At 53.6% G+C, this 12,986-nt stretch carries 8 protein-coding genes and 2 tRNA genes; 5 read left to right on the top strand and 5 right to left on the bottom strand.

Going from position 1 to position 12,986, the window contains the following annotated elements; translation table 11 throughout:
• Positions 1 to 43 precede the first annotated feature (43 nt).
• Positions 44 to 1,093: a PAS domain-containing protein gene (locus JWG43_RS09390; protein WP_205242655.1), complete on the bottom strand. Its 1,050-nt coding sequence runs from the start codon at positions 1,091 to 1,093 to the stop codon at positions 44 to 46.
• A 798-nt stretch (positions 1,094 to 1,891) separates the two neighbouring features.
• On the opposite strand from JWG43_RS09390, the gene JWG43_RS09385 reads away from it, so the two are divergent.
• Positions 1,892 to 2,659 (top strand): GAF domain-containing protein, encoded by a 768-nt coding sequence (locus JWG43_RS09385; protein WP_205242654.1) that lies wholly within the window; start codon positions 1,892 to 1,894, stop codon positions 2,657 to 2,659.
• A gap of 545 nt (positions 2,660 to 3,204) precedes the next feature.
• Complete coding sequence (locus tag JWG43_RS09380) at positions 3,205 to 5,157, top strand: ATP-binding response regulator (RefSeq protein ID WP_205242653.1); 1,953 nt, start codon at positions 3,205 to 3,207, stop codon at positions 5,155 to 5,157.
• Positions 5,158 to 5,454: 297 nt separating this feature from the next.
• On the opposite strand, the gene JWG43_RS09375 is transcribed toward JWG43_RS09380, so the two are convergent.
• Together JWG43_RS09375 and JWG43_RS09370 are read right to left on the bottom strand one after the other, a co-directional pair.
• The gene (locus JWG43_RS09375) at positions 5,455 to 5,754 is read right to left on the bottom strand and encodes an MTH1187 family thiamine-binding protein (RefSeq protein ID WP_205242652.1); all 300 of its coding nucleotides are present in this window, start codon (positions 5,752 to 5,754) and stop codon (positions 5,455 to 5,457) included.
• A 484-nt stretch (positions 5,755 to 6,238) separates the two neighbouring features.
• Positions 6,239 to 7,684 (bottom strand): ExeA family protein, encoded by a 1,446-nt coding sequence (locus JWG43_RS09370; RefSeq protein ID WP_205242651.1) that lies wholly within the window; start codon positions 7,682 to 7,684, stop codon positions 6,239 to 6,241.
• 558 nt (positions 7,685 to 8,242) lie between these two features.
• On the opposite strand from JWG43_RS09370, the gene wecB reads away from it, so the two are divergent.
• Entirely contained in the window at positions 8,243 to 9,376 is a 1,134-nt protein-coding gene (gene wecB / locus JWG43_RS09365) for a non-hydrolyzing UDP-N-acetylglucosamine 2-epimerase (protein WP_338033253.1), read from the top strand.
• 703 nt (positions 9,377 to 10,079) lie between these two features.
• Here wecB and JWG43_RS09360 read toward each other — a convergent pair.
• Both JWG43_RS09360 and JWG43_RS09355 read right to left on the bottom strand, forming a co-directional pair.
• A tRNA-Glu gene (locus tag JWG43_RS09360) sits at positions 10,080 to 10,157 on the bottom strand.
• Positions 10,158 to 10,177: 20 nt separating this feature from the next.
• Positions 10,178 to 10,253 (bottom strand) — tRNA-Lys (locus JWG43_RS09355).
• Between the two features lie 213 nt (positions 10,254 to 10,466).
• On the opposite strand from JWG43_RS09355, the gene rdgC reads away from it, so the two are divergent.
• Positions 10,467 to 11,072, top strand: coding sequence for a recombination-associated protein RdgC (gene rdgC, locus JWG43_RS09350; RefSeq protein WP_205242650.1), 606 nt, complete (start codon positions 10,467 to 10,469; stop codon positions 11,070 to 11,072).
• Positions 11,073 to 11,116: 44 nt separating this feature from the next.
• The gene (locus JWG43_RS09345; protein ID WP_205242649.1) at positions 11,117 to 12,886 is read left to right on the top strand and encodes a tetratricopeptide repeat protein; all 1,770 of its coding nucleotides are present in this window, start codon (positions 11,117 to 11,119) and stop codon (positions 12,884 to 12,886) included.
• Positions 12,887 to 12,986 lie beyond the last annotated feature (100 nt).

The raw sequence follows: 12,986 nt of genomic DNA, 5'->3' as shown, positions 1-12,986 counted from the left end.
ATAGTAATCAATATGTTACACTATTAACGGCTCTCGTCGTTATTCATGCTCTCATTTTCTTCATGTCTGGAGCATGGTGACAACAACTTGATTTATTGTTGTTTTTGAGTTTTAGTTCAGGCACTACGTACAACAAATGGCCTTGAAGGTTGGCAATCGCCTTACCATAAACCGCGTTGTCCGCAATAGTCCTGAACCGCTTGTTCTCCTCCTCGGCACGCTTGCGCTCGGTGATGTCGTTGCCAATGCACAATATTTCGTATACATCTCCCTCGTCATTGAAGATGGGGGTGTTGGTCCAGGATATCCATACGCGACTCCCATCACGGCGCATATTTTCATTCTCGTTCTGTGCATATGAATCGGGGTGGCGGACAATATCCAGAATCATGTTGTGCAGATCAACGCCGGTGATGTCTGTTTTGGGTACAATGGTTTCCATAACGCTCCGGCCAAGCACCTCCTCAGCGGTATAGCCGAACAACCGTTGCGCAAACTCATTGAAAAAAGTGATACGCCCCTCGCTGTCCATGTGAAGAATCACGCTGTTTGCGCTTGTAACCAATTTCCGGAAACGCTCCTTACTTTCCCGGAGCGCCTCATTCTCACGCTTGTAATCGCTGATATCAGTCAGTACCACACGACATAAAGGCGCACCGTCATCCGCCTGGGCGGCGGTTGCCTTCAAATGTGCCCAGATATACCCGCCATTGGGCTTGACCAGCCGGAGATCACATTTCTGGAGGGTACCTGTCGCCAGGAGTTGCTTGCGATGCAGGTCGTAGATGTCCTGGTCATCCTGGTGGATGAAACGGGAGAACGACTGGTTGACCAGGGTATCGCGTGCCGTACCCAGCAGGGTGGCGAGGGTGAGGTTGGCCTCCTGGATCAGGCCCTGCTCGGACAGGGTAATGTAGCTCACCGGGGCCTGGTCATAGAGGTCGAAATAGCGGGCCCGCTCGGCTTCGACCCGGGCCTGGGCGACGAGAAGCTCCTTGTTCTGTCTCTCCAGTTCGATCTGGCGGTTCTGCAGTTCGTGGATGAACCGTTGGCATTCTTCCGGGGTTTGTGGAGACAGAGGGGGCGGTTGCATGGTTAGGCTTACTCCTTGGCCTGTTTGTGCAGCGTCGAAGGGTTGAAGGGCGACTGCCCGGCGTTTTGCCGCGTTTCGCTCATGGCTTTTCTTCCTCTTGATAGCAGTCCCCCTGGTATTGCTCGGGCGATAGCATGCGGTTGGGTCTAGTTGCCCCAGCAGTTCCGCTGCTGTCCCGTTTGCAGACGTCTACCCCTTTTTCACCCATGATGCGGGCATCTGGCAGGAAATTGGCGGCGTGTATCGAGAAATTCGAGGCAGAAGCTGTTTTTTGCCTCTCTATCCCGTTTATGAAAAGAGGACAGCCAAGTTGATATACCGGAAGAATGGGTGGATATAGAATTATTGTGCCCTTGTGGAAGCGCCTGTGCAAGAGAAATACAAATAAAATGAGGGGGTGAGCACTCAGTGGCTGGTGAAGGGTGTTGTCAAGGATTCCAATGCAATTACAATCTAATTACAGTAAGATATGTCCAAAGCAAGAACCCAGCCGTCACGGATTCAGGATATTTGTTACCAGGCTGGTCAATCAGCCAAAAACATGGTAATAGTTATTATAAGATATCGTATTCTCTCGCCTGAAAATATCTTCGGGGTGAAGGAGTACGGGAAAAGAACCATTGTTTCGAGCCGTTCACCGGGTACATTTCCATGGTTTAGTGTTTCCGACTGAGCCTATCCGGAGACGATGCCTGAACATGCCAGCCATGAACAAATACTCCCGCCGACGGGTTCTTTTCGATAACAGTCTGCGGGTGACTTTTACCAAGCCATCAAGTGAGAAAGATAGGGAAACAAATGACATTAGATGCCAAATCCACGGCTGCAGCAAAACTCGATGCCGTGGTCAGTGGGGCGCGCGCAATCTTAGGACAACAGAATTTCACCGATGCAGCCCGCGCGATCTTCGATCATTGCCGGGAAATAACCGGTGCGGTATCCGGTTATGTTGCACTTCTCAGCGAGGACGGTCAGGAGAACGAAGTCCTCTTTCTTGAAGCCGGTGGGGTCCCATGTTCAGTTGCGCCGGAATTGCCCATGCCCATTCGCGGGCTCCGTTCCATTGCTTATGAGACGCACCGCGCCACGTATGATAACGATTTTATGAAGAGCGAATGGGTGAAATATATGCCCGATGGCCATGCTGCTCTGAAGAACGTGATGTTCGCGCCTCTGAACATTGACGGGAAGACGGTGGGCCTTATGGGGTTGGCCAACAAACCTGCGGATTTCACGGATGAGGATGCCGAAATCGCCATGGTTTTTGGCGATCTGGCGGCAATAGCGCTGGCCAACAGTCGGCAAATGGACCTTCTCCGAGAGAAAAACCACCAATTACAGTGTGCCCTTTCAGAAATCAAGACCTTACGTTCCATCCTGCCCATGTGTTGCCATTGCAGGAATGTTCGGGACGACAAGGGAGTATGGTCTCGACTTGAGGCATACCTGTCTGCCCATACGGATACCAGCTTCAGCCACGGACTGTGTCCCGACTGCCTTCGGGAACTCTACCCGGAAAACGCGGACGCGGTTATCGAACGAATGAATGCCCGTGCCAAAGGGTAGCCTGAATCCGTGAGCGTTCGTCCGTGCGTCAGCTTCGTTGTTCGTGGCCGTTCGATTAAAGTACACTTTATCGGATAATTACGGGCAATGAAGATGGCGTGCGCACGGACGCCCCGAAGGGTGGCTGGTGAAGGTTCTCTTTAAGAATTCTGCTAAAATTATAATTAGATTACAGCAAGATATATCCAAAACAAGCGTCCAGCCGTCACGGATTCAGGATGTTGCAAGGGGGGCCGGCGAGGGGAAAAACCGCGTCCAGGTTTTCAGGCCTTTGTCGCCGTTGCTCATCACCTGCTCGTGTGAAGGAAAATGAGTTGCAGAGCTCGATTGCGGTGGATACCATGATTAAATGAAGAAATGATCAAGGGAGGACGGATGGAACGTCGATGTTCGCTCCCGCGGATTGTTCGTTTTAATGCAGATCAAGGGTCTTTCCGTCGGCGGGACGCGGTGTCCTGTGCGGTGGGTGGTGATGTGCATCGGTACGTCCATGGCCTGGTGTGATTGTTGATACCGGACATTGCGTTTTATAACCGGAGAAATGTATGACCTCTGCCGCCACTATCCTCATCGTTGAAGATGAGGCCATTCTGGCCATGGTTCTCGAAGATATGATTGCCCGTCTTGGGTATACCGTAACCGGTCCCGTTCCTTCAGGTGAGGAGGCCTTGGCCTTTCTGGCTGATAACCAGGTGGATCTGGTCCTGATGGATATCAATCTCGCCGGGACCATCAACGGTATTGCCACAGCTGAAATATTGTACAGGACATCGGATATTCCGGTCGTATTTTTGACCGGTCTCACCCATGATCCCTTGCTGGAAGAGGCCAAAGTCGCCGCACCTTACGGCTTTCTGATTAAACCCGTGTCCGAACGGGAGCTTGCCGCCACCCTCCAGGTGGCTCTCAACCGGCATGGCCTGGATCGTCAACTCCGTGAAAATCTCGGGCAACTTCGTGAAAGTGAGCAGAATTTCAAAAGTCTGGCAAATTCCGGGCAAGTGCTGATCTGGACCTCGGGCACGGATAAGCTTTTTGATTTCGTCAATGGGATTCGTTGTGAATTTACCGGGAGATCTGTTGGCGAGGAAACCGGTATGGGATGGCTGATGGGTGTGCACCCGGAAGATCGCCAGCATGTATGGCAGACATACGGTGATGCATTTGACCAGCGATCCGGCTTCACAGTGGAATACCGTTTGCGTCGTAACGACGGTACCTATCGATGGATACTGGATGAGGGAGGACCCCGGTACAACAGCGATGGAGCTTTTCTCGGTTACATCGGCCATGGACTCGATATAACTGAACGGAAGCAAGCCGAGAAGGAACATGCTCAGCTCGAAAGAAAACACTGGAACCTGCAGAAGGCCGAAAGTCTGAAGCAGATGGCCGGAGCCATAGCGCATCACTTCAACAATCAGCTCGGCGTGGTGATGGGAAACCTGGAGATGGCCATTGAAGACCTGCCTGCTGAATCAGTAACCAGCAGGTTTCTCGTTGCCGCCATGCAGGGAGCCCGTAACGCGGCGGAAGTCAGTGGCTTGATGCTCTCGTATCTCGGTCAGCAAACAGGTCGGCACGAATTACTTGATCTGGGTGAGGTTTGCCGGCAAACTCTGCCCATGCTGCAGGCAATTGTTCCCAAGGAACTGCAGTTCAAGGTCAAAGCCCCATCCCATGGTCCGTTTATTCGTGGCAATGTCGGTCAGGTCCAACAGGTCTTGACCAATTTGGTGACGAATGCCTGGGAGGCTGTTGGTGAAAACCAGGGAACAGTGGCCTTGACCGTCACCATCGTTGCAAAGGCTGCAATTCCGGCAGAACATCGTTTCCCCCTGGACTGGCACGGCGTGGGGTTCCAGTACGCCTGCCTGGAAGTTGCCGATACTGGCGGCGGGATAGCGCCGGCTGATATCGATAAAATTTTTGATCCTTTTTATTCCAGCAAGTTCACTGGGCGTGGTCTTGGGCTGCCCGTGGTCCTGGGTATTGTTAAGGCGCATGGTGGCGCGATCACCGTAACAAGCGGCAAGGGTCAGGGTTGTGCCTTCCGGGTGTTTTTGCCCATACCAGAGGAGAGTGTTTGCCTGCAAGATGCGGCCGCCCCTTCATTGGCTCCGGCAGGGGAAGGCGCTGTTCTGCTGGTTGAGGACCATGCGATGATGCGGGAGATGGCGGCAACCATGCTCACCCGCCTGGGCTACGAGGTATTGGTGGCACAAGACGGACTCGAGGCGGTGGATATGTTCACTCAACATGCTGACGAGGTGCGGGTTGTCCTTTCGGACTTGAGCATGCCGCGGATGGATGGTTGGGAATTGATGGCGGCCCTGCGACGGATTCGTCCTGACATTCCGGTGATCCTGGTCAGTGGTCATGACGAGTCCAAAGTGCTTGCCAGTGGCGATCGGGAACGCCCACAGGTCTTCTTGCGGAAACCGTATCAGAAAGCGGTGCTCAAAGAGGCTCTGGAGCGGGTACTGAAGAGGGATTGACAGCAAAGCTTGCATTGGGCGGGTTGTACTCCTGGGCAAGCTATGTCCCTTCCAGGCGAGCTTTTACCTCCGCTGAATCCGTGACGGCTGACCTCTTGTTTTTGCTCTGATTTTCTGTAATCAGATTAAAAACATGACGATATTCTTGGTTCTTCACCCTCACCAGCCGCCCTTCGGAGGTGTTGGTCCGCACGCCATCTTCATTGGCCGTAACCGTCCGATAAAAGTCTACTTTAATCAAACGGCCACGAACAAACGGGTTCAGGCGCTTGTGGCCCCGCGGATCGGATGCTTTGTTCAGGTCAGTTGATCGTGAACACTTTGCACCTTGTCGGCCATGGACTGGCTGCGGTCGGTGCGGGTGCCAAGTTTGATGGTGGTGGTGATCCGTGGTGCGCCCATTGCGTGCACGCGCTCATGACACTGTTTGACCGCGGCCATGACCGCGTCCCAGTCGCCTTCGATGTTGGTACCGTAGGCATGCAGTTGTGTTTTCAGGCCGGTTGTCTGAATGATCCGGTGGCATTCGGCCACATAGGCGGACACTGAAACACCGACCCCCAGGGGGACAATACATAAATCCAAGATAACATGCATACTGTTCTCTCTCGAGCACCCGCAGGGCGGATGCGGGTTGGTGAAAATACTGTTTGCGGCAACCGGCCCCTTTGGGAAGCGGCTGGTTGGGAATACCGTGCCTGTGGGGCGAAATGGTGTGTTTCGCTGTCACAGGAACCCATGACGCCACTATGCTCGAAAAAAGCTCTGAGTACAACCTGGAACTCCTGCCATGAGCCTGGTATCCGAATTGTTGCCGGTAAAAAATCGAAAAGAGTCCCTTCAACCTCAACATGACGCCCTAAGGTGGGCTGGTGAACGTAAATTGTTATGAATGTCACCGTACTTATAACATGAATACAGTAAAATAAACTCAAACTAAAGTCCAGCCGTCACGGATCGAGGGGTAATACGAACAGCATGCTCTCACCATTGATCCGGTGCCGGCAGCCCGCATCATGGTCGCAACCATCTGGCAAAAAAAACCGGGGGTGCCGATCTGCTGCGGGTCAGGTTTTCTCCATCAATTCCGCGGCAATTCAAGAGCTTCGCTGATGGCAAGCGGCTGGGGGTGCTTTTGTTGCAGGGGAGCGGGCAGGGTGTCCCACGCTTGCCAGGCCGCATCCATGGTGGCGTATCTTCCGTGAAAGACATGAATACTCGGTGGTACGGTATTATAGCGCAGGAGATACAATTGATTCCTGGCCTGATAATAGACATCCTCCACCAGGAGAGCGGAGATTTCGGCTTCGACCTGATCGGAGCTCAGCTGCAGGACGTAGATGGTGTATTCACCCCTGTACGCCCCGGCTACCCAGCCGGCACTGGCCCGTAGCCGTTCTTGAAAGATTGCGTCGCCGTCTCTGGGAGTTGTGTCGACGATCGCCGGTGGTTCTTCTGTTTCTTCAACCTCGACAACGGCTGTTTCCTGTTCGTCGCGCAAATCCATAGCGATGTGGTCACGATCTTCTGATGGTACCTCGTGCTCTTCCTCCACTGTTTGGGTGACTGCCATGGGCGCGTCCGTTGTCTGTTGGTCGTTGTCGCTACGGGTCAATAAGCCGATGAACACCACCAGCACAACAAGACCGGCAACAGCGCCGGCGATATATTTATTGCGAGGGATCACTTTCAGCGGCACGGACCAAGAGCTTTTCTTCCTGCTTCGCTGGGTGGACGGGTACAGGATATGGTTGGCTTGGATATGGGTGGCCTGCTGCGCGCCAGCCGCCTGCAGGGCCTTTTCCGCCAGGTCGTTGATTGTGCGCAGGTTGCCTTGGGAGAGATGAAAAATTCTGGCCACTGCGGCCTCGGTGAAGAGGTCATCGGAGGTCTTGCGATCCGGGCCCGCGGTCTTGATTCGAAATCTAAGATATTGGCTGGTCAGCTCTTCATTCAAGGGGGGGAGAGTATAGTCCGGACCGGTGTCAACCTTACTGTAAAAAACAGAGAGCTGTTTCAGATTGGCCTGCAGTTCCGGTCGGCCACTGAGGAGAAGAGTCAGGGCAAGGTCCTGGTCGTTTTCACAGCTGAAACGAATCAACCGCTCCAGGGTGGCCAGGAAGGTCTTTTCCGCCTCGTCAACGATCAAGACAGTCTTAATGCCCCGGTTTTTACTGGTCTTGAGAAGGTGAAACAGCTCCTCAACCGGGTCGACCGGCTCTTTTTTGTCCGCCAGGTTGGTTCCCAGGCCAAGACAGATGATGCGGACGAGATCATCAAAAGCGCCCACCGGGTTGTCGATATGAATAACTTCATGTGAGCGGGGCAACTGATCGGAGATGAATCGGCAGAGAAAGGTCTTGCCTGTCCCTACCGTACCGATGAGTTTGATCAGGGGAGGTCCTTGGAGGATATCTGCAAGCAAAGACCGGGACAGGGCTTCCCATTCGGGGTGCTGAAACAGGAACTGTGGATCTGGTTCCTGTTGAAACGGTGGTTGCGTCAGTTGAAAGTGCTGGTGATACATGGGAACAGCGTTCTCCTCAATGCGGTTGGATCGGAACAGTTTCCTCTGCGTTGCGTCGATGCGGAAAGGGCGCAGGCCGGGTTATTTTGTACATGCACCATGAAGCGGGTGTTGACAAGGTTGCCCGATCAGTGACTGGCACCGCCAGGCGTGCGCCGGGCAGGAAGGGGAAAGACGATCAAGTTCCGTCATCAATGGTCCGAATCGTGCTCGCCTGCGGTCACCACGGCATAAACGGGCAGGTTGAGGATTATCTCATTTTCTCAATATTCGCCAGAAGCAAGCTCAAGGGTGCCTGACCAGGAACTGAATTCGTGACGGCTTGAATCTTGTTCGGATATATCTAGCTGTAATCAGATTGTAATTGCAGCGGAATCTTGATAATAACCTTCACCAGCCGCTTACGGGTTCAGGCAGGAAACAGGAACCATGTATCTTTTTCTAACCTGCACCTGTACTCCCAGGATCGGATATGCTGAACACGCTTTAAGCACATTGCAGGATTTCAGCAAGGAAGAGCCCCTCGTTTTTTTTGATGGATCAGGATAAAAAATACCGGTGAAAAAGAAAATTCTCTCTGTTTTCGGGACTCGTCCCGAAGCGATAAAAATGGCCCCAGTGATCAAGGAATTTGCTCGATATCCGGATTTTTTTATCAGCAGGGTCTGCGTCACTGCCCAGCACAGGCAGATGCTGGACCAGGTCCTGGGGTTGTTCAGTATCAGGCCGGAATATGATCTGAACCTCATGCGGTCCGGCCAGAGCCTGACCGATATCACCTGTTCCGTCCTTCAGGGGCTTTCTAAAGTGCTCGGCCAATGGATTCCGGACATGGTCCTTGTTCACGGTGACACCACCACCACCATGGCGGTGAGCCTGGCGGCCTATTATCAACGAATTCCCGTGGGCCATGTCGAGGCCGGTTTACGGACCGGTAATATCTATGCTCCCTGGCCGGAGGAGATGAATCGTCGGCTGACCAGTGCCATTGCCGCCTGTCACTTTGCCCCGACGGTTTGCTCCCGGGACAACCTGCTTGCAGAGCGGGTTGATCCTGCAAGGATTGTGGTTACCGGCAACACTGTCATCGATGCCCTGCATGAGGTGGTTCACATGCTGCGAACAGATCGGTCTCACCAGAAAGTTATGGCACAGCGGTTTTCCTTTCTCGATTCAGGGAAGCGGTTGCTCCTTGTCACCGGCCACCGGCGGGAGAATTTCGGCCAAGGGTTTGAGCAGATCTGTACGGCGCTGAAAACCATCGTCACCACCCTGCCAGATGTAGAGATCCTGTATCCTGTTCACTTGAATCCCGCCGTGCAGGAGCCGGTCCAGCGAATCCTGGGGAATACACCCTCCATACACCTGGTTGAACCCCTGGACTATCTGCCTTTTGTCTACCTGATGGATCGCTGCACCCTTATTATCACTGACTCCGGTGGAGTGCAGGAAGAAGCGCCTTCACTCGGCAAGCCGGTTCTGGTGATGCGTGATACCACCGAGCGGCCTGAAGCCGTGCTTGCCGGCACCGTCAAACTGGTGGGGACCGATGCGGCGACTATCGTCCATGAAGCGGTCACGCTGCTCAGTGATCCGATTGCATTTGCGCGGATGTCCAAAGCACATAATCCCTACGGGGACGGTCAGGCTGCCAAAAGAATCGTTTCCTTCCTCAAAAAAAGCCTGTTCTGAACCAGCTCGAACCGGTTGGGTGCAAGATGGGGTCAGGCCTAGAAGATGGCAAGATGGTCCAGTCGTGGCGAAATCGTCCATGGCACGCAAACTCAATTTTCATCGTCCGGTCGGTTGGTTCTCAACATCACTTTGCGCGGTAACAGTGGGCGGGATATTTTCAACTGTTCTCTCACTCTCACGTTGCCCTTTAAAGGATTGAAAAAGTTGTGGACTTGGAGCCCCCCTTACTTGACACTTTTTTCCCAACCTTGCCTTGATTTTTTCCTCAACATGACTGTTGTTGCCAACCGCGAGACTTTCGGTCCAGTGACATTTCCGTCGACCTGCAACACATGTCTGGGGCTTCGGGTGTTTTTCGGCCAAGTCCTGGTTCTGGACTGGTTGGACCCGATATGCCGGAAATTCGATCCCAGCCCAACGCGTTGAAAAAATATTTTGTTCGAGGAAACCGCCTGGAAACGACAATCAAAGAATAACGGGGCGACCAGTCAGCGCCAGCCATCGTGACGATGGTTTGATCGTGAAACTGCAAACTTCAGTGAAACAGGGGCGTCTCTCCCTTTTTTTGCTGAAGCAAGATAACGGCATGGAAATAAAAAACCGGGAAGCGCGGCAGCGCTTCCCGGTTGGTCTTGCTCCGAGAAAAGTACAGCAAACTGATTCTCGGTTTATAGCTAATCAGCTGGGAGCTGATTGTATATGGCGTCCCCAACCGGATTTGAACCGGTGTTGCCGACGTGAAAGGCCGGTGTCCTGGACCTGACTAGACGATGGGGACTAAAGTCCAATGAATGTCTGTGGTGGGTCGTGCGCGATTCGAACGCGCGACTCTCTGCTTAAAAGGCAGATACTCTACCAGCTGAGTTAACGACCCTCAATTTCGAAGGTCAGTCTTTACAAAGTTCTCGGTCAGGTGTCAATGAAAAATATCCATGCGTATTCTTTTTTTGCCGCGGTCGGAAGTGGCAGGCCGTTTAATGTATTTCCTTGTGGTGTCGGTGCGGGTTTGCTAGTACAATAAGATCATGGTTCGGGTTGTACCCGGAGAAATTTATTTGTTTATAATTTAATGATATAGCAGGTAATTATGGGGTTACTGACCGGATCGGCATCCATAATACGGTTTTCAGTTGTCGGAGACCTCCCCGAATCCTTCTGGGATTTTGCGGAAGAACGGATCGCTGTTCATCGTTTCAAGGATATTGACGATACTTTGGACGAATTTTCCATCGGCTGGGTTTCCGTGGCTGATATGTTTGACACTGATTTCGCATACAGTTCGTATGCCGCGGGTGATTATGTGGTGTTGACCATGCGGGTGGACGAGCGCAAGGTTTCGCCATCGGTCCTGAAAAAATATGTTACCAAGGAGGAGGAACGGATCAAGCGGGAGAAGCAGATTCCCCGTTTGAGTCGAGCCGCCCGCCTGGAAATCAAGGAGCGCATTCATGCCGAATTGATCCGCAAATCCCTCCCGGTCCCTTCCACCTACGATCTCTGCTGGAACTTGACCGATAATACCTTGCTTTTTTTCTCCACCAGTAAAAAAGCAATGGCTCTTCTTGAAGATCTGTTCAAGGAGACCTTCAACCTCTCTCTGATTCTGCAAATCCCCTGGCTCATCGGGTTACAAATGGCAGAAGGCGACTCCTTGGACAAGTATGAGGAAATGCGGCCGGCCATACTGCTGTGAACTGCTGAGCGCAATCAACTCTAGTTGAACGTGATGGAGGAATAATGATCAATTTTGTGCTTGCGGCAGTCGGTATCATCGTCGTGGCAGCAATTATCCTGGCGCTGAAACTGCGAACGCCACGGAAAAGAGGAGAAGCGCCTCTCCCGGACAAACAGGTCGACGCCGAGGCCCTTCAGCCTCGGGAGACAATTCAGGAGCCAGAGGAGTCCACGTCGCCTTCAGGTGAAACGGTGGACGGGCTTGATGCCTCTGATGTCAAGATGGATGAATCACCGGTCCTGGCGCATCAGGAAGGGGAGGTTCTGGCCGCGGTATCGGTGGAAACGGATTCCGCTCGTGCGGGCGAAGGTATAGAGGATAGAGAGACCGCGTCCGCAGCGGCAGTGCCTGTTGAGCAGGCTGATGTCGAGGCGTTGGAAGAGATTCGGAGTTTGGAGATCGGTCCGGAAACAGCGACAGCAGAAGAACCTGCTGCTCCAGAGGAAAAAATTGAGCCGGTCGTCCCCAAGGCTGCGGTCGAAGAGCCTGAAACCTCGGCAGTGGTTGCCGAAGCCGAGGCCGACCTGAAAGAAGAAACAACAGCAGGACAGGTGCGCTTTTCTCTGCAAACCTATGCGAATCGACTCAATGATCTGGAAGAGAAACAGCGGGCGGCTCTTGCCCGGCTCGTTGGTGAGCAGAATGAAAAACACCGGGACAGAATGCAGCGTGAACTGGTGATCATGAATGACAAGCTGGCACTTCTGGAAGACAGTTATGCCGAGGAGGTGGCCAGCTGCGGGGAAATTCTCCAGACCCTTGCTGAGATGCCGGCAACCGACTTTTCCGAGCAGCAAGAAGCCATGGCAAACCTGCGGGAAGGGGATCCGGAAAAGGCGGAGGCCTTGCTGGTCCGGCTGAGCCAACAGGAGCATCCGCTCGCTGCCCGGGCCGGCTACCACAGCGGTCAGTTGGCCGAGTTCCGGGTCGAATTGCAGACAGCGCTTGATCGGTATCGCCAGGCTCTGGAGCGCGAGCCGGAGAATGCCATGTATCTCCGGGCCGCCGGAAGGGCGGCGCGGAGCCTGTATCGGTATAAGGAGGCGCTGGCCTGGTTTGCGACCTATGTCCGTCTCTGCCGCGAGAAGAGTGATGCAGACCCGCTTGACCTGGCGCTGGCCCAGCGGGAACTTGCCTACACCCTTATGCTCAGTGGTCAGTACCAGAAGGCTGGCGCCCTGTATAAAGAGGCCATGGCGGTGATGGCCAGAAAACTCGGTCAGGATCATCCGGAAATGGCCACCTGCTGGTATCAGATCGGTGAATTTCAGGAGACCATGGGCGAGTATGACAAGGCGGTTTCCCTCTATCGCAAGGCGCTGGCCATCCTGGAGCAAACCAAAGGGCAAGAGCACCCGGCCCTGGCCGTTCTCCTCGACAAACTTGCCGCGCTGTGCATGGAGTTGGAGATGGAAAAAGAGGCAGTGCCTCTCTATGAACGACTGCTTCGCATCCGCGAACAGGCCCTGCGGCCCACCCATCCGCAACTGGCCCTCAGTCTCAACAACCTGGCTGAGTCCTATCGCCTCCAGGGACAATATCTCCAGGCCGAGGCCTGTTATCAGAAATCATTGCATATCAATGAAACCCTGCATGGTCCGGAACATCCCAGCGTCGCGGCAATTCTTCAGGAATTGGCCAAATTGTGCACCAGTCAGCGTAAGACCGAGGAAGCCCGGCAGTATCAGGAGCGAGCCTCCGCCATCTTCCAGAAAAGTGTTGATGCCTCGGAGAGGAAGAGTGGGAAGGAAGCCCTCACGCTTGAACTGTAACCCTTGCGGCCCCAGGGTTGACAGATAACGGAAATCTGGCCCCGAAGGGCGGCTGATGAAGGTTATTGTCAAGGATTCTACTGCAAGTGTAATCTGAGTA

Source organism: Desulfobulbus alkaliphilus, from assembly GCF_016918545.1.
In the GTDB taxonomy this organism is placed as follows: domain Bacteria; phylum Desulfobacterota; class Desulfobulbia; order Desulfobulbales; family Desulfobulbaceae; genus Desulfobulbus; species Desulfobulbus alkaliphilus.
The sequence above is the reverse complement of the archived record's forward strand: the minus strand, read 5'-3'. Positions and strand labels throughout refer to the sequence as shown.